Source organism: Rothia sp. CCM 9418 (assembly GCF_048512825.1).
Taxonomy (GTDB): Bacteria; Actinomycetota; Actinomycetes; order Actinomycetales; family Micrococcaceae; genus Rothia.
This window is the reverse complement of sequence record NZ_JBLXXX010000005.1, coordinates 117,040-139,888: the sequence shown is the minus strand read 5'-3', so window position 1 is coordinate 139,888 and position 22,849 is coordinate 117,040. Positions and strand designations below refer to the sequence as shown.

Below are 22,849 nucleotides of genomic sequence, written 5' to 3'. Positions count from 1 at the left end.
GTGCGCAGAGGACTCGCCGAACGACTCTCCACCCCTGGCGTTCGCTTCAAAGCATTGCCACTTGGTTCTAAAATCGCCCTGGGGTTCTTAGTATTTATCATCTTCATCTCCTTCGCGGCTCCCTGGCTTGCCCCACATAATCCGCTAGCCTCAACGGGAATGCCAATTGACCCACCAAGTTCTGAATACTGGTTTGGCACAGACCGTCAAGGCCGCGACATCTTCTCACGCCTGATGTACGGTGGACAATCTTCTTTGATGGTTGGTCTTGGTTCCGTTGCCGTGGCGCTTATTGCCGGTGGCATCCTCGGAGCTATCGCAGCAACCAGTGGCAAATGGGCTTCTGAAACCATTATGCGCATCATGGACATCTTCATGGCATTCCCCGGTATCGCACTTGCCGCAGTGCTCTTGGCATCACTAGGGAACTCCATCCCCACCATCATCATTGCTATCGCAGTGGTATACACTCCACAGCTAGCTCGTGTGGTCCGCGCACAGGTACTCGCTGCTTGGGACGAAGACTACGTCCGCGCAGAACGCGTGATGGGTGCAGCTCGCCCCTACATTCTGACAAAACATATCGTCCGCAACACCATCGCACCAGTTCTCGTATTCGCAACGGTCATGGTTGCAGACGCTATCATCCTCGAAGCATCCTTGTCCTTCCTCTCCGCAGGTGTGCGACCACCTAACCCTTCATGGGGTAACGTCATCTCTGACGGTCGTGCGCTCATCCTCTCTGGTGGTTGGTGGGCTACAACCTTTGCAGGTATCGTCATCCTCTTAACCGTTCTTGCGTTGAACGTCCTTTCCGAAGGCATGACAGACGCAATGGTCAACCCCAAGCTACGCCGCAAAGTCGTTATCGAAGATACCGACCCAGTAGCTGGCGCTAACGGCATCACTGCTGAAGAGGAACTTGCAGAAGCAAAACTTGCAGAAATCCGCAAGCACCGCGACCTTCAAGCACAACGCGAACTAGATAACGTTCTTGTCAAACTTCGTGAGGCAGAAAACCGTCGTACCGACCGTTTCGTCGTAGATAAGAACGCTCCTGCAATCCTTGAAGTCAAAGACCTCAGCATCTACTTCCCAGAACGTTTCGGCGACACCCCAGTCGTTGATAAAGTGTCCTTCACCGTGTACGAAGGACAGACCATGGGACTCGTTGGTGAATCTGGTTCTGGTAAGTCCATTACCTCTTTGGCAATTATCGGTCTGCTCGATAAGAAAGCAAAGATTACGGGTTCTGCTGTCTTTGAAGGACAAGAACTTGTTGGAGCACCTGAATCTGTCTTTGAAAAACTACGCGGTTCTATCATCTCCATGGTGTATCAAGACGCTCTTAGCTCCTTGAACCCCTCCATGTTGGTTAAAGACCAGATGGAACAACTCACTAGCCGTGGTGGACGTAAGTCCCCTGAGGAGCTTCTACGCTTAGTGAAGCTTGATCCTATCCGCACCCTTAACTCGTACCCACACGAGCTTTCTGGTGGTCAGCGTCAGCGTGTACTTATCGCCATGGCACTATCTCGTTCACCCAAACTCGTTATTGCAGATGAGCCAACGACTGCTCTGGACGTTACTGTTCAAGCTGAGGTCATTGATTTGCTCAATGAGCTCCGTGAACAGTTAGGATTCGCGATGATTTTCGTGAGCCACGACCTCGCACTTGTTGCACAGGTAGCGCACCGTATCTCTGTCCTCTATGCAGGTCAAATTGTGGAAGCTGGTGCAACCGTACAGCTTCTGAAGAACCCTATGCACGAGTACACTCGTGGACTTCTAGGATCGGTCCTCTCTATCGAATCCGGTTCTGAACGTCTCTACCAGATTCCTGGTACAGTCCCCTCCCCCGGCGACTTCGCTGTTGGTGACCGTTTTGCACCTCGTTCATTACGTGAAGATGCAGATCCTCATCAGAAGCTTGTCTTCGTTCCAGTCCCTGGAGAAGACGACCACTTCTGGGCTTCTCACCTACCAGAAGACGCACAAGCACAACAAGGAGCACAGTCATGAGCAACGAAAACAGCAACAACGCTGACGCTCACCCAGAACTGCTCAACACTGTTGGGCGTAAGGCAGTAGCCCGTCTAGGTGAGACCATCATCGAGCTCAAAGATGTCAAAGTTCACCACCGTTCCCGTACTGGTGGTATCTTCAAACCAAATATCGTCAAAGCTGTCGATGGTGTTTCTCTGAAAGTTCGCCGCGGCGAAACAATCGGTCTCGTCGGCGAGTCTGGATGCGGTAAGTCCACTTTGGCGTCAGTTATCGTGGGTCTTCAAAAACCAACAGACGGAGATGTTCTCTTCAAGGGGAAGAGTGCTCTCAAACGAAACGCTGCACTACGACATGATTTCGGTTCGGATATCTCGATTGTCTTCCAAGATCCAGCTACCGCGTTGAACCCTCGTATGACAATCCAAGATATTCTCCGAGATCCGCTGGATGTGCACGGCATCGGTGATAAAAGTGGACGAGACCGTCGAGTACGTGAACTTCTACATTTAGTCGGTCTACCGGTGTCAGCTTCTGAAGCTTTGCCCTCTCAAATTTCTGGTGGTCAGCGCCAGCGTGTAGCTATCGCTCGTGCGTTAGCTCTTGAACCCAAAGTGATTGTGGCAGATGAACCTACCAGTGCGTTGGACGTTTCTGTTCGCGCGCAGGTACTTAACCTTTTGAGCGACCTCAAGCGTGAACTTTATCTGGGAATGGTTTTCATCTCCCACGATATTCAGACCGTTCGATACGTCTCTGACCGTATCTGCGTTATGAATAAGGGACGCATCGTTGAAGAAGGTAGCGCGGAACAAGTCTTTGACCGTCCTTCGCAGGACTACACACGCACTCTTTTGGGTGCGGCACCGACCTTGCTTCACGTCTAAAAAGAACACGTTATTTAGTCAATAATTTTTCTAAGGATTATTTATCATGACCTTTTCAGGAGTCATTCCTCCTTTGCTCACCGCTCGCACTGCAGAAGGTGACATCGACACCGATTCCATCTCACGTCTTGTTGAGCACCTTATCTCCGGTGGTGTCAGCGGTATCTTCGCTCTCGGTTCTTCTTCTGAAGTTCCTTATATGACGAACGCTGAGCGTGAACTTGTCTTACGTACTTGCGTTGAAGCTATCGATGGACGAGTCCCCCTCATCATTGGTACCAATGAGCAGACCACTGCTCGCGTTATCGACGAAGCTCAGCGTCTTTTGGCTATCGGTGGCGACGCTATCGTTGTCACAAGCCAGTATTACGCTATTGATAATCTTCATGAAGAAGAGCGTCATTTCCGTGCGATTGCAGCAGCAGTAGACGTTCCTGTTTTCGCCTACGATGTTCCTGTACGTACTAAGCAGAAGCTACCTGTTGGTCTGCTTGCAAAGCTTGCTCGCGAAGGCGTGATTACTGGTGTGAAGGATTCTTCTAACGATGACATTTCCTTCCGCCTACTAGCTCTAGAAACCGCAGATCTTGAAGATTTCAGCCTCTTCACTGGACACGAAGTGGTCTGTGACGGTGCTATGCTCTCTGGTGCTGCAGGTATGGTACCTGGTTTGGGCAACGTTGATCCTGCTGGATATGTTCGCCTCTACGAAGCAGCTCGAGCAGGTGACTGGGCACAAGCTAAGGCGGAACAAGACCGTCTGGCTCAACTTTTCACCATCGTCAATGTCACGACCCCTAGCGTTTCTGGTGGTGCAGCTGGTCTTGGAGCGTTCAAAACTGCTCTAGAGTTAATGGGCGTTATCTCTTCACGTCGTATGAGCACCCCGATGGAGTCTCTCAACGATACTGAAGCTGAACGTATCCGTGGCATTCTCGGTGAAGCTGGTTTGCTTTAGGCTCTAGCTTGTAGATACAGAATATAACCCAACACACATTGCAAGGTAAAGGAATCATCGTGGAAAACAGCACCGTCGTCGCAATTTCGGTTGATTTAGGTGGCACAAAAACCGCCCTCGGAATTGTCGATCAGCACGGTGCTGTTTTGCATCGTGCGGAGATTCCTACCCTTGCTCAGCTTGGCGGTGTGCCTCTTGCTAAGCACACCGCTGAGGCTGTGTTGGAGCAGATTTCATGCGCTCATTCTCATGGTTGGGATGTTGCCGGTGTCGGCATCGGCTCAGCTGGTGTTATTGATGAGAACGGTACTGTTGTTACCGCTGCCAATGTCATTAAAGACTGGACGGGCGTTCAGTTTGCGTCCATCGTTGAGTCAATGACCTCTTTACCGACTCGCGCCGTCAATGATGTTCATGCCCATGCCTTAGGTGAAGCATGGCTTGGTGCTGCAGCTCAAGCACCCTCATCGCTCATGATGGCGTTCGGTACTGGTGTAGGTGGAAGCTATATTGAAGACGGCAAGCTCATGCGCGGTGCTCATTCTCTTGCTGGTCATACCGGACATTTTTCTTCTCCTCTAGCCGTTGGGTTAGATTGCCCGTGTGGTGGTCGTGGGCATGTTGAAGCTGTCGCAGCTGGTCCTGCGGTTCTCCGTAAATATCTTGCGCTAGGTGGCGCACCAGCGCCAGATACGAAAGAAGTTTCTGTACGCGCTCAAAATGGCGATAAACTAGCTCAAGAAGCCATTGTTTTTGCTGGTCAGGCTGCTGGAATTGCCTTGGGTGACCTTGCTACTATTTTTGATCCTCATCTAATTGTTGTCTCTGGCGGTGTTGTTAATTTGGGCGACCGCTGGTGGACAGCTCTTCTTGATTCTTATGCTCAAGCTGCTTTAGGTCAGGCAAAGAGTACTCCTATCGTTTTGGCAGAGCTTGGTTCTGATGCGCCCCTGATTGGCGCAGCTTCACTTATTCATCGTTCTTCATTAGCGTAGTTATCGCCATTTTTCACTAAGGAGTTTTTATGTTTACTGCTTCTGAACTGGTTAAGTCTCTTAAAGGTCAGCTCATTGTTTCTTGTCAGGCATATCCTGGTGAGCCCATGCGTCAGCCTCAAACGACAGCTCAAGTTGCCGCTTCTGCTGTTCTTGGAGGAGCGGCAGCTGTACGTGTTCAGGGTATCGCTGATATTCAGTTCACTCGTAATTCTGTTGAAGTTCCGGTAATTGGTCTGTGGAAAGACGGACATGAAGGTATTTTTATTACACCGACGCTTAACCATGCGTTGAGTGTGGCTCACGCTGGGGCTCATATTGTTGCTCTCGATGGAACAACTCGTGAGCGTCCTGATGGGTTATCTTTAGCAGAGACTATTCGTGGTGTTCATGAGCGTTCTCATGCCTTAGTTATGGCTGATTGCGATAGCTTTGAAGCAGCTCAGGCAGCTGTTGAGGCTGGTGCTGATTTTATTGGTACTACTCTTGCTGGTTATACCGATGCGCGTGCAAAAACTGATGGCCCTGATCTTGAGCTATTGCGTTCGATTGCAGAAGCAGGTTTTGACGTCCCGCTAATTGCTGAGGGCCGTATTCATACTCCGGCGCAGGCGCGTGAAGCGCTTGATGCAGGTGCTCATGCGGTGGTGGTAGGTACAGCGATTACTCACCCAATTTCTATCACGGGGTGGTTTAAAAACGCTTTGAGCCATTAGTCTCTCGTTGGTTCTTGGAATGAACCGTTGTGGAGATTGTTAAAGGGGGTGTGCCCAGAACTTTTGTTCTGGGCACACCCCCTTTTTTTGGAGCGTTAGTTGTTTTGACGTTTATGCGTTAGGAGTGTTTACGTCTGCTTCTTCTTCACGACCGGGGGTTCGTAGATTCCATTTACGGATAACGAAACGGAAGGTGAAGTAGTAGATAACGGCGTAGCACAAACCGATAGGGATAATCCAGATGGAGTTTTGCGAAATACCGAAGTTGAGGAGGTAGTCGATGGCTCCTGCAGAGAATCCGAATCCGGCGTGGATACCTAATGCGTTGGTCAGCATCATGGCCGTTCCGGTAAAGACTGCGTGGATAACGTAGAGTGGCCAAGCAACGAACATGAAGGAGAATTCAAGAGGTTCGGTAATACCGGTGAGTAGTGCGGTGATACCGGTGGAGAGCATAACGCCTCCGATGAGTTTCTTCTGTGATGGTTTTGCTTCTTGCCAGATGGCTAGTGCTGCTGCTGGTAGTGCGAACATCATGATGGGGAAGAATCCTGTCATGAAGACGCCAGCGGTGGGGTCACCAGCGAAGAATCGGTTAAGGTCGCCTTGTACACCGTTGTAGTCGCCGATGAGGAACCAGACGATGGAGTTAAGGATGTGGTGGAGACCAACGGGAATGAGCATACGGTTCAGGAAGCCGTAAATACCAGAGCCGATAATCGCGTTTGCGTAAACGGCTTCACCGATGCTCTTGAGAACTGCGTCGAAAGCAGGGTATAGGAGGCTCATAAGCACGCCAAGGACGATGGCAGCGAAAGAGGTGAGGATTGGGACAAGTCGACGTCCACCAAAGAATCCGAGCCAGTCGGGGAGTTTGGTGCGGTGGAATTTTTGCCAGAGTAGCGCTGCGGTGATACCAATAACGATACCGCCAAGAACACCGTAGTTAATTTTTTCTTGTTCGGCGCCTTCAGCTGCTGCCCCAAGCATGATAGGAGACATTGCGGTGAAGACGTTGTTAAGGACGACGTATCCGACAGCTGCTGCTAGCGCGGTAGATCCGTCACCTTTTTTCGCAAACCCGAAGCTAATGCCAATAGCAAAGAGGAGAGGCAAATTTTCGAAGAGTGCTCCACCTGCAGCGCCGATGACGCTTGCTACATCTTGCATACCAGGAAGTGCGCCGAGAAGGTCTTTTTGTCCGAGGCGTAGAAGAAGGGCAGCTGCTGGAAGCGCTGCGATGGGAAGCATAAGAGAACGCCCAAAACGCTGTAAGACTTTCATGGATTTTCCGTCTTTCAGACTTTTTCGTTCCGTTGTCGCCGGGGTCGACATGGGTCCTCCTTGATAGGGGGTAGGGAGTTATTGATGTGTGTATGACCTCTGGTACTGTTTATAACCAGTGATATAAGATACTATAGTTCATGATGAAGAACCTGCCAAGAGAATATCGAGGATAAAGTTCTTAGATCACCCATAACCACTCCAACCTCAGTTAGGAAAACATCATGTTTGATGCAGAGAAAATTCTAGAAGCACTCGGCGGAGCAGATAACGTCGAAGAAATTGAAGGTTGCATCACCCGCCTTCGCGTAGAAGTTGACGACGCCGAAGCCGTAAACCAAGACGCCCTCAAAGCAATGGGAGTTCACGGAGTCGTCGTTCTTGGATCAGCAGTTCAGGTTGTTGTAGGACCAGTAGCCGACACCTTGGCAGAAGACATTCAAGACCTTCTCTAAACCCCATATACATAAACCTCCAGAAGAAGGAGACTTACCATGACACAGCTCCTCGACGTCTATGCGCCATGCGCTGGCGAACTCAAAAGCCTCTCAGACGTACCAGATGAGGTATTTTCCCAAAAAATTGTTGGCGAAGGCATCGCCATCGAACCGACAATTGAAGACGACGAAACCTTCGAGGTTACGGCCCCGTTTGACGGCACGATTCTCAAACTCATGCCTCACGCATTTGTCATCGCAGCTTCAACAGGGGAAGCATTACTCGTTCACGTCGGTATTGACACCGTAGAGTTTGCAGGTGAAGGCTTTGAACACTTTGTTCAAGAAAAAGACAGCGTTACACGCGGGCAAAAACTTATGAAGGTTGATGCCAGCGCCCTCAAAGAAGCAAAATCTTTGATGTGCCCAGTTGTCGCGCTTAAACCTACACAATGCACGCTGGTTCCAGTGGAAAACTCTACGCTCTCTACAGAAACCGTCGTTTTACAGTTGTCTTCCTAGAACTATTCTTCGAGAATACTCTTATGTTGAAACATGAACGCGTCCGTGCGCAGTTAGAAGAGCTTATACACTCCAACTATCGTTCTGGAGATTGCCTCCCAGGAGAGCGTTTTCTCGAGCAAAAATTTGGGGTCTCTCGAATTACCGTTCGACGTGCTATCTCTGAACTTGTCCAAGCTGGGCTATTAGTAAGAGTTCATGGTAAAGGCACTTTTGTCTCGCACGGACGCGTTCAATCACATCTACACCTCGCATCTTTCCACGAGGACATACGCAACGCAGGGATGACACCTGGCACCAAAGTCATTGACGCCTATTGGGAAGAACCACCAGAGAATCTTCAAAAATTCTTCCCGCAAACACAACGCTTGCTCCACCTTAAACGTCTTCGCTTAGGAAATGGGCTTCCTGTCTCTGTTGATCAAAGTTGGATTCCAGAAGATATTGCCCAACCATTTGTTCACAGCGACCTTACGTCTTCTCTCTATGAGCTCTTCTCGAGTTCTGGAACCCCAGTAGTTGGAGCGCAACAAACGGTCGAAGCAGGCAAACCGTCAGAAGATTTAGCTCACCTCTTAGAAATATCACCCCGCGAACCGGTACTCATCTTTCACCGGTATTCATATACGCTCATTGATGGCATAAAGTTTCCGATAGAACACACTGTATCTACATACCGTGCAGACCGATACCGTCTATCCATGCATGTAGAGAGCTCTTCCTCGACATGCTCTGCGCACTAAAGTTATCACCGATATATATTTCAGAACTTATCCAAACGACAGGGAAATCACAGCTACGACAGCCCCAAGAGTCCTCAAGCGCCAGTATGATGTAGAAAGACTGAATATTAAGAAGTGCAACGCGTCTTTTCGTAGTCACATTTCTACTGTTAACTTCATGTACCACTTCTACCGATTGAGAACTATGTCCAAAAAACTTATTACCTGCGCAGCTCTCACAGGACTTCTTGCACTAAGCGCTTGCGGCGCTCAAAATAGCACGGCTTCCCCTGCGTCCTCTAGCTCAACTCCTAGCAGCACGCCCAGCGCGACCCCATCAGCTACGGCAACCCCAACACCATCAGCAACACCTTCGGCGACCCCCACACCTAGTGAAAAGCCAACACCAACCCCTACCGTAGTTGAAGAAAAACCAGCCGAGCCTGAGACAACAGAACCTGCTCAAGAAGAAACACCTGAAGGGCCAACCCCTGAAGAACTAGCTTACGAACAGGCTAAAAAAGATGCAGAAGCTGCCGGTTTCCAAGCGATTAACGCCATCATCGAAGACATGTATTCACAAGGTCTTGCCGGCTCTGCAGCAGCTAAGAAAAATCTTTCCGACAAAGTCTCCACAGCGTTATCTAATGACATCAAGTCTCGCGCTAACGCCAAAACACCTTACCGTGAGCTACTAGAGCACACTCCGGAAGAGAAACTTATCCCCATCCTTGAGGATGTTAAGAACACTGCCCCCTACGCATCTCGTGTAGACACCACCGGAATGAACACCGCTGACCAGCTTGCACTATTTATGCTTCTTGCCGACGTAAGCAACGGCGTCAACGACAGCAACTACCGCTACTACGACTTCCAAGCTGCAGATAACACCGAAGTAGACTTCAACGGCGATAACAAAGTCACGCTCAGCAACATCACCAGCAAAGCAAACGATGTTAACGCCCGTTTTGTCGATATGTCTAACCCTGAAGAAAACTATAATTTCTCGCTGATTAGAACAGATCAGGGCTGGCAGCTCGAAGGACCAGTCATGCTGGACTATTTCACCGAGCAAATTCACCGCTAAAATATATTTTTATATTACGAAAGCACTCATACCCCAGATTTTTCTGTTTCACTAGGAAAAATACTGTTTGGGTATGGGTGCTTTAGCATTTCTAACACGGTAAGGGTCAATTGTCCTATCAATAGGCTAAAATGATACTCGGCTCACATATTTATTTACGTACACTCAAGGAGTGCTCACCCCAATGGCCCGTATTGTCGTCGATGTTATGCTCAAACCAGAAATCCTTGACCCTCAAGGTAAAGCCATCGCCAACGAACTACCCCGTATCGGACTCACCCAATTCACAGATGTCCGACAAGGGAAACGCTTTGAACTATCCGTCTCCGGCGAAGTTACTGAAGAACTCCTCCAACAGGCTCAACAAGCTGCTCAGGAGCTACTTTCAAACCCCGTCATCGAAGATGTTGTCAACGTTTCGGTAGTGGAGGACTAAACAAACATGGTTGAGTCTCTTAGCGCACACGAAACACCCCTCATCGGAGATTTCACAACACCTGCACCAGAAGAACAACTCAAAGACGTTCGCGTAGGCGTTATCACATTCCCTGGAACACTTGACGACAGAGACGCTATGCGAGCAGTAACACTCGCCGGTGGAACACCCGTACCGCTGTGGCACGATGAAGCCAACCTACATCAGGTTGACGCAGTCATCGTTCCCGGCGGTTTTTCATATGGAGACTACCTGCGCGCTGGCGCCATCGCAGCGAAAGCCGCCGTCATGGAAAAAGTTATCGACGCCGCACAATCCACACAGGCACTACCCGTACTAGGTATCTGCAACGGCTTCCAGATTCTCACCGAATCACACCTACTACCAGGGTCCATGATTAAAAATGATCATCGAAAGTTTATCTGCCGAGACCAAACACTACGAATCGAAAATAACACCACCCCATGGACACGGCATTATGAGGCCGGTCAAGAAATAGTGGTCCCACTCAAAAACCAAGATGGTCAATACGTTGCAGACCCTAAAACTCTTGAAGAATTAGAAAACCAAGGACGTATCGTCTTCCGCTATGTTGACGTAAACCCCAACGGTTCACGTAACAACATCGCTGGTATCTGCAACGAACGAGGTAACGTCGTTGGACTCATGCCACACCCCGAACATGCTGTAGAACCAGGTTTTGGGCCCTCCTCCTCCGGTGATGGAAGCCGCACCCTACGTGGTGGCGCTGACGGGCTAGGGGTCTTCTCCTCCGTTTTGAGCACACTCGTTACACACCCTTAGTTCAGTTTCTTACCCATCGCAGAGAAGCCTTCTTCGATGGTTTACCACAAGGATCTACCTACTCATGAGCGATAAGCAATTCAACCTAGACACCGTAGAAAATGCTGCGGCAACCCCCAATACACAACTGCCGTGGGCTGAACTTGGTCTCAAAGAAAACGAGTTCAACGACATCGTCGCACTCCTTGGACGACGCCCCACCGCAGCAGAATTAGCCATGTATTCTGTTATGTGGTCTGAACACTGTTCCTACAAATCCTCAAAGATTCACCTTAAACAATTCGGACAAAAAGTCACCGAAGAAATGACCCAAGACCTTATGGTTGGTATGGGAGAAAACGCCGGTGTGACAAACATCGGCAATGGTTGGGCAGTCACCTTCAAAATTGAGTCGCATAACCATCCCTCCTACGTCGAACCATATCAAGGCGCAGCAACCGGTATTGGCGGTATCGTCCGTGACATTATTTCAATGGGCGCCCGACCTGTAGCTGTCATGGATCCACTACGTTTCGGCGCTATTGACCACCCCGACACTCAACGAGTTCTACCAGGTGTTGTCTCAGGTATCGGCGGATACGGCAACTCTTTGGGGCTACCTAATATCGGTGGCGAAGTAGAATTCGACTCCTGTTACCAAGCAAACCCCCTAGTCAACGCTCTTGCTGTTGGCATTATGCGCCATGAAGATATCCGCCTCGCTAACGCTTCTGGTGTAGGTAATCAAGTGATTCTCTTCGGCGCACGCACCGGTGGAGACGGTATTGGTGGGGCATCGGTACTCGCCTCAGAATCTTTTGACGACACTAAACCATCAAAACGACCAGCAGTTCAGGTAGGAGACCCTTTCGCCGAGAAAGTACTCATCGAATGTTGCCTAGAACTTTTCAAAGGCTCTGTCGTTGAAGGCATTCAAGACCTTGGCGCAGCCGGTATTTCTTGTGCAACAAGCGAACTCGCATCCAATGGTGAAGGCGGCATGCACGTAGACCTCACAAAAGTTCTATTACGTGATCCGACCCTCACCCCAGGAGAGATTCTCATGTCAGAATCTCAAGAACGCATGATGGCCGTCGTCACCCCAGAAAATCTAGAACGTTTTGAGCAGATTATGCACAAATGGGACGTTGAGTACTCAATTCTAGGTGAGGTAACCGATACTGGTCGCCTCATCATTGAATGGGACGGCGAAATCATTGTCGATGTAGACCCTAAAACTGTTGCCCATGATGGGCCTACCTATGAACGCCCCTATGCCCGCCCTAATTGGCAAGACGAAGTACAGTCCCAACACTTTACAGGCTCTGCGGAGGACGCTCAACGCCCCACCCAAGAGAACCTTGCCGAAGCCATTATTGACTTCATGGCAAGCCCTAATATGTGTTCAAAGAGTTGGATTACAAACCAATACGACCGGTATGTTCAGGGTAATACAGCGTTATCGCAACCTGATGATTCTGGTGTCATTCGTGTTGATGAGCAGACCGGTGCAGGTGTTGCCCTAGCAACAGATTCTTCTCCACGATTTAGCTATCTTGACCCTTATACAGGCGCACAAATCGCTCTAGCAGAAGCATATCGTAACGTATGCACTGTAGGCGCTCGCCCTGTCGCCGTTTCAGATTGCCTCAACTTCGGATCCCCAGAAGACCCCGATATTATGTGGCAGTTCGTAGAATCAGTCCGCGGACTGGCCGATGGTTGTCAAGAACTAGGCGTCCCCGTGACCGGAGGAAATGTCTCCCTCTACAACCAGACTTCTGGGCAAGCTATCAAACCAACCCCCGTTATTGCCATGATGGGCGTCATGGACGATGTAACCCGTCGTGTGCCTTCTGGGTGGCAACAAGAACATGATGGGCAAGCAATCTACCTTCTTGGCACCACCCGTGATGAATTAGATGGTTCTGAGTGGGCACGGTATTGCGGACACCTTGGTGGCATGCCTCCTCAAGTTAATCTAGCTCAAGAAAAACTTTTAGGTGACATGCTGGTGAACATGTCTCGTGACGGCATGATTGACGCTGCCCACGATGTCTCTGCCGGTGGTATTGCTGCTGCTGTAGCTGAAGCCTGCCTACGTTTTAATGTTGGCGCTCGTATTGGTCTTAGTGAAGTTGCTGAACGAGACGGTGTCGATTTGTTTACGATGCTGTTCTCGGAATCTACCGGACGTGTTATCGTGTCTGTTCCGCGCTCCGAAGAAGTACGTTTCAAAGATATGTGCACGGCACGAAATTATCCTTTTGCACGTATCGGCGTCGTTGATACGGCTTCTGAAAATCTTGATTTTCAGCAGGTTGTTGTTCCGCTCAATAAGCTACGTGAACGTTGGGAAAATACCATGCCACAGTATTTTGGCGAGGTAGCTCAAGGCTAGATACTAGCTACCTAAAAAAATATAGGATGAGGGGTGCTCACGTCTTCTGATGTGAGCACCCCTCATCCCATGTCGGGCTCTGTGCTAAAACATTAGAACATCAGGTGTTCTAATCCTTTCCCATAAAAACGTAGCGGAGATTGTGCCAATAACTCGCGGTCTTCAACATTCCACGCATGAGAGCTGGCATCGCCACTGCGCATTTGTAAGAAGTTAAACCTATCCGAAGAGTAAATCACTCCCCCATCTTGATGCACAGACGATAAGAAGCCCGTATCTTCACCCCGATTTCCAGCAGGAAATGGGTGTTCAAGAAATACTTCGCGAGCGCCTGTAATGGTTGGCCCCATCACGAAGTTCGTGTATTTATGCTCGCGTTCTGGGTTGCGTAGCAACGTCGCCTTATGCGCCTGAAGATGCATATAGTGTGCCTGTTTACCAACGATGTCTGCACCAGAATAAGCAAGAGCAAAAAGCATATCTTGAAGATAGTGTTCACCGTAGAGGTCGTCATCATCGACTTTTGTGATAATTTTTCCATCTGCGCTGCGCACTAGTTGGTTTAAACATTCTCCCAGAGAGAGCGTTGAGTCTGCTCGTAGTATTTGCAGTTCTATTCCGTAGTCACGTGCTTTAGCTTGAAGCTGTGGTGTTGGTACGTCAAACCCGTGAGTGAGTAGGTTAAGTTGTACTGGAACTGGCGAAAAGCTAGCAACAGTTTTAAATACGTGGTCGATATGTCCGGGTCTGTTCGTTGAAACAATAACGGTTGTCTCAGGTAGTTGGTGTGGGAGTTGTTGAGGTGTTTTCCCAGCAGCTTGCAATACTTGCATAGCACGGTGAGTGTAGGTGTGTGCAGACCAGATTTTTCGTTGTGCAAGGTGCACCGTACGGTCATTGAGCTCTGGAGAGTTTACCAGTGCTTTGAGCATATATTCTGCTTGTTTTTGGGTAATCGCGATAGGTACTTCTTCATCGGTAAAGAAGCGCGGTATAGCCTCTGAATGAGTCGTTAGTACAGGAGTTCCAGAAGCTGTAATTTCAAAAACTCGTCGGGCACACATGCTCGGTGAGTCAGTAACAGAGTTAACGTTTAGAAAGACTTTATACGCCTTATACGCGGTTAACATTTTTGCGTACGAGAGTGATCCAACTATTTTTTGGCTAAAAGGTTCAGGAAACTGGTAGTTTGGGTCGTCGTTGAGGAATCGTGAAAAAATTTCTAGCCCGTGATCCATTGTAGGGCTAACCGCATATGCGGCGCCAAGGAGCATGTCCATTTGTTCACGACGTTCTGGATATTTATGAGCAAAATACATTCCAGCGAAGGCAATATCCCGTTCGTGGAACCCGTGTGGCGGTCGGGCAGGGTTATGGATAGCTTTTTGAGCAGCAAAAGCTAAGGCAGAAATATTCTGGTGACCTAGCCTTTCTTGATACTCAGGAATTTTCCGTTCATCTGAGGTGAATACATAATCAAATAATCGTGCGGTAGGAAGAAAATCTTCAAAGTGTGGGGGGTCTTCTTTATTCCAAAAGATGGTAGGGATACCATGCGTTTTACAGTAGTTAACGATATCTTTAAGCGCTCTTGAGGGAGCATTTTTTCCGGTCAGTTGGTATTGCCAGGCGCCGTTATTACCTGCCCATGCCGATTCGACAAAAAGTAAATCTATTCCCGTGTTAAGTTGTTCTTCCCATGTGCTGGGGTCTAGCGCAACGGTGTTAAATTCATAGCCCCATGCTGCAGCTGAAAAATCATCGAGGATGACGGCTACACGATATTCGTTGAATGTGGGAGTGCGTTCTATAGGACTGGAAAACTCTGGAAAGTCGAGTCTTAGGTGTTGATTCTTCCCTGAAAAGAGTGTTTTCAGCGGGGAGGAGCGAGTAATATGGGGTCGAGCATCAGCACCTTTAACAACGTGTTGTCTGGTGGTGAAAGCTCGAAGCTGTTTGCGCCCGCCAGTGCGTAAATGCCAGGCAGCTCGTCTAACGTAATTAATCGCTTCAATAAGGTGGGAAGAGGACGACATTGGTTTTCTCTTAGTGACGGTTCTACACTTTATAACAATCTGCTACTAATGTAGCTTGTACTAGTTTTTCATAGAAGTTAGGGAACAAGACGCTGAACAGTACACCGATTCGCACTTTTATCTATGGTTCTTGTGTTTCGCGGGACACCTTTGAACTGGTGCCTCATCAAGATTATAGGATTCTCAATTATGTTGCTCGTCAATCTGTTATTGCGATGAGTCGAGACGCCAGTAAGCTCTTCCCTTCTGATGTGTCATTTTCTTCAAACTTTCAACGACGAATGGTTGAAGGTGACTGGCAAGGTAACGCTTGGCAAGAAATCACCAATAATAAGGAGTGTATTGATCTTCTTGTTTGGGATATCTTTGATGAACGCCATGGTGCATACCGTTTTGATAATGGTGCAACGGTAACACGTTCTAGTGACTTGCTAGGGTCAGAGCTTACAGAACATGTTTCGAAAGCTTTCCTCTTTGTCTTTGGTACGGATCGGCACTTTAATTTCTGGAAGTATTGTGTCGGTTACTTCGTCAAAAGCCTTAAGAATGCCCGCCTTTTCGACAAGACCGTTGTCATTAAAGTTCCTTGGGCTGAATATTTTGATTCTGGAGAGTCAACGCCGTCAAGTATGGGAACTTCAGCTAAAGAAGCAAACAACCTATACGCCCGTTACTATGATTTCTTAGAGTCGTTAGGGTTCCATATGGTTGATTTGAGTGATTATCCTGTGCGTGCAGAGCCCCTCCACCAATGGGGTAAGGCACCGTTTCATTACACCTTGGATGTTTATCAGGAAATCATCCGTCAGCTTCAAGAACTAGGGTTTTTGCCTCATCATGAGAAGAGGAGCCAAGCGTGAACGCCCCTAAAACACGGCGCAGTTTTTCGTCTTGGTTATGGGGCTCTTTCCAAGATACTGACGAGCATGAGTATCAATCAGAACGTGGTTTTCCGGTACCGTATGTACCGTTGGGGCGTCTGGTTCATCGTTCCAACGAGGAAAACATTAAACGTGATTCTGATTCTTTAACTCAGATGATTTTTGGACAGAATCTTCGTCATGCTCCCGAGTGGTGGAAAGGCGCTACTGCTGTCGGTATTGTCAGTAGAGAATTGCAAGAAACCTTTTCTGAAGAATTAGTGAGTTTGTCTCCAGGGTGGTCTTATGGGGTGCTGAACGCTCTTTCGCCTAGTTTTTTTGTGATTGAAACTCGTGCCTTTGAAACAGGCCTATGGGCTTGCGCATTATCGCCTGGGAGCGAGCATCTTTTTGATGAAATATCTACGCTGACGAACCTCGCTCAGCGCAAACTTATTACCGTTATCCTCATTGATAATGCAGAGCTTGATGTTCGTCCACCGCGCTCTTTTACGTTAGCTAGTTCTTTGTCACGGTTACGTAGAGCAACTCCTGGATCTTTAGATTCTTTGGTCAATAACGATCCTTATGCGATACCTTTATCTGGGTTTTTATCTCGCCTTGACCAGTATCTTACGCGGGAGGTGTAGTGTGCTATGGATATTCTAATTGTCTTAGGAAACACTTCTGCACAGAAGACAATGACGCAAATGTCGCGTCATCTTGCCGCAGCTTTAGAACGGCATCATATTTCTTATAAGATTCAGCACTATGAAGGAAGCACTCAAGGTATTGGGCAGTGGATTCGACAGCATAGTATCCAGGAGCAAGCTCAGGCTGTTATTTGTGTTGGGTATACGTTGTGTTTTTACGCAGCACAAGATGCTTCTCTTGATGTGCCTCTGATGTGTGCGCTGCCTGATATACCTGGCACAGCAAATGCTCTTTTCGATGATGCTACTGATAAGTTAGAGACTATCGCCTCTGTTTCGGATCTTCTCTTCGTTGCAGACGAGACGTCACGCTCTCTTTTGGAATATGTTGTTCCAGGCGTTTCTGGGCGGGTACGTTTATGTTCAGATGTGCGTACTATTCGTTCGCTGCTTAAGGAAACTCGCACTTCTCAGAGCAACCACCGCATTTTAGTCAGTAGTCATGATTTTCGTTTTATTTCTGATGCGGTCTATATGCTTCAGCGTATTCCAGGTGTGGAAGTACGTCGGCAACAGTGGCAGTTGAGTTCGGCAACTCCTCCAGCTGATGATAGGAGCGCAGAATCTTTAGAATGGGCAGATACGATTCTGTGCGAGTGGGCAGGACGTAACGCAGTCTGGTACTCGCATCATAAACGTCAAGGACAACGACTTTTTGTTCGGCTCCATGGTTTTGAAAGTCGTTCTGCATGGATAGAACAGTTAAATCTGTCTGCAGTAGATAAGGTATTTACGGTATCTGAGTTTTATCGTGAATCTCTTATCAATGAGTTAGGATGGTTACCTTCTCAGGTTGCTGTTATTAATAACAGTATTAGCTACCATTCTTTTGACCGTGTTAAAGACCCTCATGCTGAGTTTCATCTTGGAATGTTAGGGTACACCCCATTGTTGAAACGCCCTCATCTTGCCGTCCGTATTTTACGTCAGCTTCTTGAACGGGATTCTCGTTTTATTCTGCATTTTCGGGGGGAGTCTCCGTGGAATAAGTCATGGATTTGGCAAAATAGCCCGCAAGAAGCCGATGGTTATCGCCAGTTATATCGTCTGATTGGGGATGATCCATTACTTAGAGAGCACATTGTTTTTGAGCCTTCTGGTGCTAACGTTGAATCGTGGTTTACAAAAATTGGTTGGATTTTGTCCCTAAGTGAACGTGAGACGTTCCATCTTGCCGCGGCTGAGGGTATGGCTTCGGGTGCGGTACCTCTCTTTTTACAGCGTACTGGTGTAACCGAAATTTTTGGTACCCGTTGGGTCTTTGAGAGCCCTGAAGATATTGCATCTTTCATCTATCACACAGTTCAAGCTGGAACATGGCAAGAGCAAAGTGATAAAGCCTCATCATATGCTGCACGGTTCGACTATGTTCAGTCCAATCATCTATGGCGTAAGGTTCTTCTTGGTGAGTAGTCCGTTCTTTGATGTCATTATTCCAGCTTCTCACGCCCATGAGACTCTCACCCGTGCAGTACATTCAGCATTAGCCAGCGACCTTGTTAAACGGGTATTAGTTGTGGTAGATGCCGGTGAACAAACAACACAGGTTGCTTGTCGTCTTGAAGTAGAGCAAGAGCGTGTCCAAGTGTTGTATACGGGAGAAGACTATAGCCCAGCCTGTCGTGGAGTAAGTGTTGCTCGCAATATTGGGCTAGAGCACGCTCGTTCTGAATGGGTGACTTTTCTTGACGCCGATGATGCATACGATAGTAACTATTTTGAAGCAATCAAAGATTTTCTCGATTGTAGTAGTCATCTGCCATCTATCATTCATACTCGCCCGTTAAGGGTGCTTAACGGGCGAGTAGAGGATACACATCCCTTACGGTATCGTTTTGCTTCTGGCGATTGTTTGATTTCGTTAGAATACAACCCACAGATGATTGGTCTTTCTGCGGTCTGTGCTGTTTTCCCTCTACAAGGTCTTAGGGATTATGGTATGCAGTTCAACCCTGAACTTAGGTTTTCTGAAGACGCCGATTTTATTGTTCGGTATCTTTTGCAAGTACAAGGGCAAGTAGGTTTTAGCGCTGGTGCTCGATACCTGTATTCGGTAGGGGCTTCAGATTCTCTCAGCACTCGCGCATGGAGTACGCCCGAGAAGTATCATCTTCCTTTTATTCACGCCTATTATCAGTGGATTAAGCAGTGCTCAGGTCAGTTACCTATTTGGCTTCAGAACGTCCTCATCTACGAGCTAAGTTGGTATATTCAGGCTGACAGAGAGGTTTTTCATCCTTCGCTAGAACTTACTCCGACAGTACGTCAGAACTGTGCTAAACATATTCGACAGGTCGCTCGTTATCTTTCTGCTCAAGTCATAGAAGATTATGCTCTAACACCGCTGAGCCTAGACCGAAGAATGATGTTGTTAGCATGTTCTGAGTCCGTTCAAACTGGCAACATACTTAATGGTTATGTCATTCGTTATCAGCAACGCCCATGGCAGAAGAGTCGCAAATATACGTATTTTTTTGTGGGCAGTCTGAAACAGGAAGAATTTTTAACCTCCGATGGTTTCCGAGTCTTTTCCGAACACAGTACATGGGTTAGTCACACGCTATATGATACGGAGTTTGTACGAGAACGTATCCTCTGGTTTTCTGATTTGGTGTCTCAAGCGCTAGTTCACCATGAAGTCTATGAGGTATCTCCCTATAGGGGATTACCGCAATTGCCTCGATTAGCTCAAAAACAAGAGGTAGCACCAGCTGTTATAGATGCTAAAACGGATTCTCAGAAGGTGTCGCTTCGTAGAACTCTTTATAAGTTGCGTCAGAAGTTTTGGCATCTGAGAAAATCTATTACTCATCAGGGTTCTGTTCTTGAAGATACCGCCCAGATACCGTTGTGGCTTTATATGGATAGGGCGCATCGCGCTGGAGATAATGCAGAAGTTTTCTATCAATATGCTCAGCATCATGCACCGCAGGTTCAGCATATTTTTGTGTTGAGTTCTTCTTCCCCTGATTGGGCGCGTTTGGAAGAGCTAGGGTATCGCCTTGTTGCGGTAGAAAGTGAAGAGTATGTTCGGTATGTGCGACAAGCACAATTCTTATTTCTAAGTGATATTAGCGATGGGCAAGTCATATCTGCCATTCAAAAGTTAGGTCAGCAGCAGTGTTTGGTGTTCTTGCAGCATGGTGTTATTCGACATCAAATTTGGCGTTGGCTTAATCCTCGTCGTATTGATTTGATGGTGACCAGCACGATTGAAGAAAATGAGCTTCTGTTGGCAGAAGGTTCTCATTACACCATTAGTGCCCCTGAGGTCATTGCTTCTGGGTTGCCTCGTTTTGATAGGTTAAATCATCTTATTCAGCAGCAAACTCACCGAAATATTGTGCTGATTTCCCCTACATGGGATAGCAGTTTATGTGCTCATGGTAGTGGGAAAGATCTTCAAGATTGGGTTAATCACTGGACAACAGATTGGTTGCCACAAGAATTTTATGACGAGCGCGGCGTAGAGCTTCATCCTGTATTTTTTGTGCATCCAAATATGGAATATGCCATCAATAAGTATCATATCGATTTTCCGATAGAGACTTGTTATGGTCATCAGTTCCATGAGTTTCTTGCTCGTTCTTGTGTTGTCATAACAGATCGCTCCTCCATTGCTGAAGACAGTTGGTTTGCCGGTGTTCCTGTTATTCGAGTATTAGAACCTACCGAAGCAGCGCTACCCCATCGTCGGTTGAAGAACGTTCCTCAAGAGCAGGGCCCTGTTGTTGATGGGTTGAGAGAAGTTCCAAGGTTATTGCTTTCAATACATCAGTTATATCGGGGCCCGCATGATGATTTGAAGAGACAATCATGCAAAGTTTTATTGAGAACTATTCTTAATAAATATTCTCAATTTTCAATTTCTTCATAAAATCAATTCTTCAGAACTGTAGGGGTGGTGGGATATTCCTTTTTTATCACTTAGACTGGTGTCTACGCATAAACATTTCCCCATATACGTTTCTACGAGGTATCCATGCCGGCAGGCGCCAATCTTCTTACCGTTATTGTCGAATCTCCCAATGGTTTAGATAAAGAATCCGAACTATATCGACGGCTCGTTTCAGCACATCTATTTTGGGAAGACAGATATTCGATAGAAATTGTTGAGGACCTCCTCAACACTGCAACCATTAAGGCTCTCTGCTCAAGAATCAACAGCAAATACGTAGTATTCATGAAAGATACACACCGTATTTCTCTTGAATATATGCCAACATTATTAGAGACCCTCGATGAGAAAACCGAATACCTCGTCGAACCAAAAATTTACATGGGAGAAGTACCTGCGCTCACCTCACGCACCAAAATAGATAACAACTATTTCTATAATCGAGATACCGATATCTTTGGGATTGCGTACAACACAAAACGCCTTGCTGAACTATTAGAAATAGTCTCTGACCTGGACCGTTCCAGCCTATACATCACTTATCGCCTATACTGGTCCATTAATTCAGCCTCACGTATTGACACTGGATATTCAGTCTCTTCTGTTACAAAAGTAGCTATCGGCATTGTTCCAGAACAAACCATCGACAGAATGGTTCCACTAATTTCTACTACCTGCCAAGAACTACGTCTTTATATTCTGCGGCTACTCATTCTTTCTCTTCGTGGGCTTCGCGGATCCAAGAAGAGCACCTTATCTATCGGACATATCCGCGAACTCATACGATTCTTTGGGCTCGAAGAACTCTCAAGTTTCGCAGAGGCTCTCAACCCCTTTGAGCTAGGAATGTTCAACTGGTTCGCAGATCCGAATAGCTCTCGCTACCTCTTCAAACAGCTCGCTGAACGAGACGCTTATTTAGAGTTCCCTTCAGAGGAAGAACGAGATGAATCGTACTATCATTTGTACTCCATTGAGTTCCCAGAACAAACCGTAGAAATTGGGCGTTCTTACCTTCCCAAAGAGTTGCGTGTTGGACGTGAACGCCCCGGATCTTATGACTTCTACTCACGCCCTATTCGTCCTAACTCAACCATCATTTTCTATGACCGCCCCATGCAAGCGGACGATAACGCCGAACACCTTTATGATTACTTCACTAAAAACTACCCAGAATATAGCAACGTATATTTTGCACTCAATAAAAAATCTCCAGACTGGGAACGTCTCGAAGAAAAAGGTTTCAAACTCATCCCGTTCTTTAGCGATGAATTTTATGAAAAATTCCTCATCTCAGATCTTGTAGTAGCTTCACAGATTTATAACATCAGCTATCGCGGAAAGACTCTACAAAACTCACGATTTGTGTATCTGCAGCACGGTATTCAGCTCAACGATATGACCGATTGGATTCTTTCCAAGCATTTCGACATTTTTGTTGCTACCGGAAAAATCGAAGCAGATTACCTCAGTAAACTTGCAGCAGTAGAAACACTCAATTCTGGTATCCCTCGTTTAGAAACATTGGCTCAGAATATGAAAGATCCCGAGCATCTTTTATTCATGCCAACATGGCGTTTTAATTTGCAAACTGCCACCACCGAAAGTTTCCTTGAATCAGATTACTTCAAGTCAATTAACGGTATTATGACAAACCCGAAGTTACTTGAATACCTCGAAAAGCACGATAAGAAACTCCTCGTTCAGTTACATCCAAACACTGAACGACGTGTAGATTGCTTTGAGTTCTCGGAACGTGTTGTACTCTCTGATTTGAGTTACAGCGAAGCTATCGCATCGGCAGAGATGGTCTTCACTGATTATAGTTCGGTCGTACTCGACGCTGCTTTCGTCGGCATTCCTATCGCATACTATCAGTGGGATCTTGACGATTTCTTTGAAGAGCAACCTTATGAATCACGTCTCGATTATGAAAAAGATGGTCTAGGACCAGTATTCAAACATTCCGAAGATATTTTGAACTATATCCTCAATGAAACATATCTTCAGCCTTCAGAAGAGTACGAACGTCGCCGTGCGGTGTTCTTTGAAGGAGTCTCAGTAGATCGTATTAGCTCAACAATTATTGAAAGGATGCTGGAACTTTAAG

19 protein-coding genes are annotated in these 22,849 nt (G+C 47.3%); 17 read left to right on the top strand and 2 right to left on the bottom strand.

Annotated elements, in window-relative coordinates:
* Genes ACN083_RS08120 through ACN083_RS08100 form a run of 5 tightly spaced genes read left to right on the top strand, consistent with a single transcriptional unit; the run spans position 1 to position 5,560 of the window.
* Positions 1-2,022 carry a dipeptide/oligopeptide/nickel ABC transporter permease/ATP-binding protein gene (locus ACN083_RS08120; RefSeq protein WP_419102341.1) on the top strand — a complete coding sequence of 674 codons (2,022 nt, stop codon included), beginning with the start codon at positions 1-3 and terminating at the stop codon, positions 2,020-2,022.
* Positions 2,019-2,891, top strand: a complete 873-nt coding sequence (locus ACN083_RS08115) for an ABC transporter ATP-binding protein (protein WP_419102340.1) — start codon at positions 2,019-2,021, stop codon at positions 2,889-2,891. Before ACN083_RS08120 ends, ACN083_RS08115 begins: the two co-directional genes overlap by 4 nt.
* A 46-nt stretch (positions 2,892-2,937) precedes the next feature.
* Positions 2,938-3,849, top strand: coding sequence for a dihydrodipicolinate synthase family protein (locus ACN083_RS08110; protein ID WP_419102339.1), 912 nt, complete (start codon positions 2,938-2,940; stop codon positions 3,847-3,849).
* A 59-nt stretch (positions 3,850-3,908) separates the two neighbouring features.
* Positions 3,909-4,844: an ROK family protein gene (locus ACN083_RS08105; RefSeq protein WP_419102338.1), complete on the top strand. Its 936-nt coding sequence runs from the start codon at positions 3,909-3,911 to the stop codon at positions 4,842-4,844.
* A 29-nt stretch (positions 4,845-4,873) separates the two neighbouring features.
* Positions 4,874-5,560, top strand: a complete 687-nt coding sequence (locus ACN083_RS08100; protein ID WP_419102337.1) for an N-acetylmannosamine-6-phosphate 2-epimerase — start codon at positions 4,874-4,876, stop codon at positions 5,558-5,560.
* 111 nt (positions 5,561-5,671) lie between these two features.
* Here ACN083_RS08100 and ACN083_RS08095 read toward each other — a convergent pair whose 3' ends face one another.
* A complete protein-coding gene (locus ACN083_RS08095; protein ID WP_419102336.1) occupies positions 5,672-6,895 on the bottom strand; it encodes a PTS transporter subunit EIIC in 1,224 nt (407 codons plus the stop codon).
* A gap of 173 nt (positions 6,896-7,068) precedes the next feature.
* On the opposite strand from ACN083_RS08095, the gene ACN083_RS08090 reads away from it, so the two are divergent.
* From ACN083_RS08090 to purL, 7 genes are all read left to right on the top strand, one after another.
* Entirely contained in the window at positions 7,069-7,299 is a 231-nt protein-coding gene (locus tag ACN083_RS08090) for a glucose PTS transporter subunit EIIB (RefSeq protein ID WP_419102335.1), read from the top strand.
* Between the two features lie 39 nt (positions 7,300-7,338).
* A complete protein-coding gene (locus ACN083_RS08085) occupies positions 7,339-7,803 on the top strand; it encodes a PTS sugar transporter subunit IIA (RefSeq protein ID WP_419102334.1) in 465 nt (154 codons plus the stop codon).
* Positions 7,804-7,826: 23 nt separating this feature from the next.
* Positions 7,827-8,546, top strand: a complete 720-nt coding sequence (locus tag ACN083_RS08080) for a GntR family transcriptional regulator (RefSeq protein WP_419102333.1) — start codon at positions 7,827-7,829, stop codon at positions 8,544-8,546.
* A 184-nt stretch (positions 8,547-8,730) separates the two neighbouring features.
* The gene (locus tag ACN083_RS08075; protein WP_419102332.1) at positions 8,731-9,612 is read left to right on the top strand and encodes a hypothetical protein; all 882 of its coding nucleotides are present in this window, start codon (positions 8,731-8,733) and stop codon (positions 9,610-9,612) included.
* A gap of 184 nt (positions 9,613-9,796) precedes the next feature.
* Positions 9,797-10,048, top strand: coding sequence for a phosphoribosylformylglycinamidine synthase subunit PurS (gene purS / locus ACN083_RS08070; RefSeq protein WP_419102331.1), 252 nt, complete (start codon positions 9,797-9,799; stop codon positions 10,046-10,048).
* Positions 10,049-10,054: 6 nt separating this feature from the next.
* Entirely contained in the window at positions 10,055-10,852 is a 798-nt protein-coding gene (purQ, locus tag ACN083_RS08065) for a phosphoribosylformylglycinamidine synthase subunit PurQ (RefSeq protein ID WP_419102330.1), read from the top strand.
* Between the two features lie 64 nt (positions 10,853-10,916).
* On the top strand, positions 10,917-13,232 hold the full coding sequence (gene purL, locus ACN083_RS08060; RefSeq protein ID WP_419102329.1) for a phosphoribosylformylglycinamidine synthase subunit PurL: 2,316 nt from the start codon (positions 10,917-10,919) through the stop codon (positions 13,230-13,232).
* A gap of 92 nt (positions 13,233-13,324) precedes the next feature.
* Here purL and ACN083_RS08055 read toward each other — a convergent pair whose 3' ends face one another.
* The gene (locus ACN083_RS08055; RefSeq protein WP_419102328.1) at positions 13,325-15,268 is read right to left on the bottom strand and encodes a glycosyltransferase family protein; all 1,944 of its coding nucleotides are present in this window, start codon (positions 15,266-15,268) and stop codon (positions 13,325-13,327) included.
* A gap of 92 nt (positions 15,269-15,360) precedes the next feature.
* Here ACN083_RS08055 and ACN083_RS08050 point away from each other — a divergent pair, with 92 nt between their 5' ends.
* From ACN083_RS08050 to ACN083_RS08030, 5 genes are all read left to right on the top strand, one after another.
* A complete protein-coding gene (locus ACN083_RS08050; RefSeq protein ID WP_419102398.1) occupies positions 15,361-16,128 on the top strand; it encodes a DUF6270 domain-containing protein in 768 nt (255 codons plus the stop codon).
* On the top strand, positions 16,125-16,778 hold the full coding sequence (locus ACN083_RS08045; protein ID WP_419102327.1) for a hypothetical protein: 654 nt from the start codon (positions 16,125-16,127) through the stop codon (positions 16,776-16,778). The genes ACN083_RS08050 and ACN083_RS08045 overlap by 4 nt, the downstream gene beginning before the upstream one ends.
* A gap of 6 nt (positions 16,779-16,784) precedes the next feature.
* A complete protein-coding gene (locus tag ACN083_RS08040; RefSeq protein ID WP_419102326.1) occupies positions 16,785-18,254 on the top strand; it encodes a hypothetical protein in 1,470 nt (489 codons plus the stop codon).
* The gene (locus tag ACN083_RS08035; protein ID WP_419102325.1) at positions 18,247-20,718 is read left to right on the top strand and encodes a bifunctional glycosyltransferase/CDP-glycerol:glycerophosphate glycerophosphotransferase; all 2,472 of its coding nucleotides are present in this window, start codon (positions 18,247-18,249) and stop codon (positions 20,716-20,718) included. Before ACN083_RS08040 ends, ACN083_RS08035 begins: the two co-directional genes overlap by 8 nt.
* 105 nt (positions 20,719-20,823) lie before the next feature.
* Entirely contained in the window at positions 20,824-22,848 is a 2,025-nt protein-coding gene (locus ACN083_RS08030) for a CDP-glycerol glycerophosphotransferase family protein (protein WP_419102324.1), read from the top strand.
* Position 22,849 lies beyond the last annotated feature (1 nt).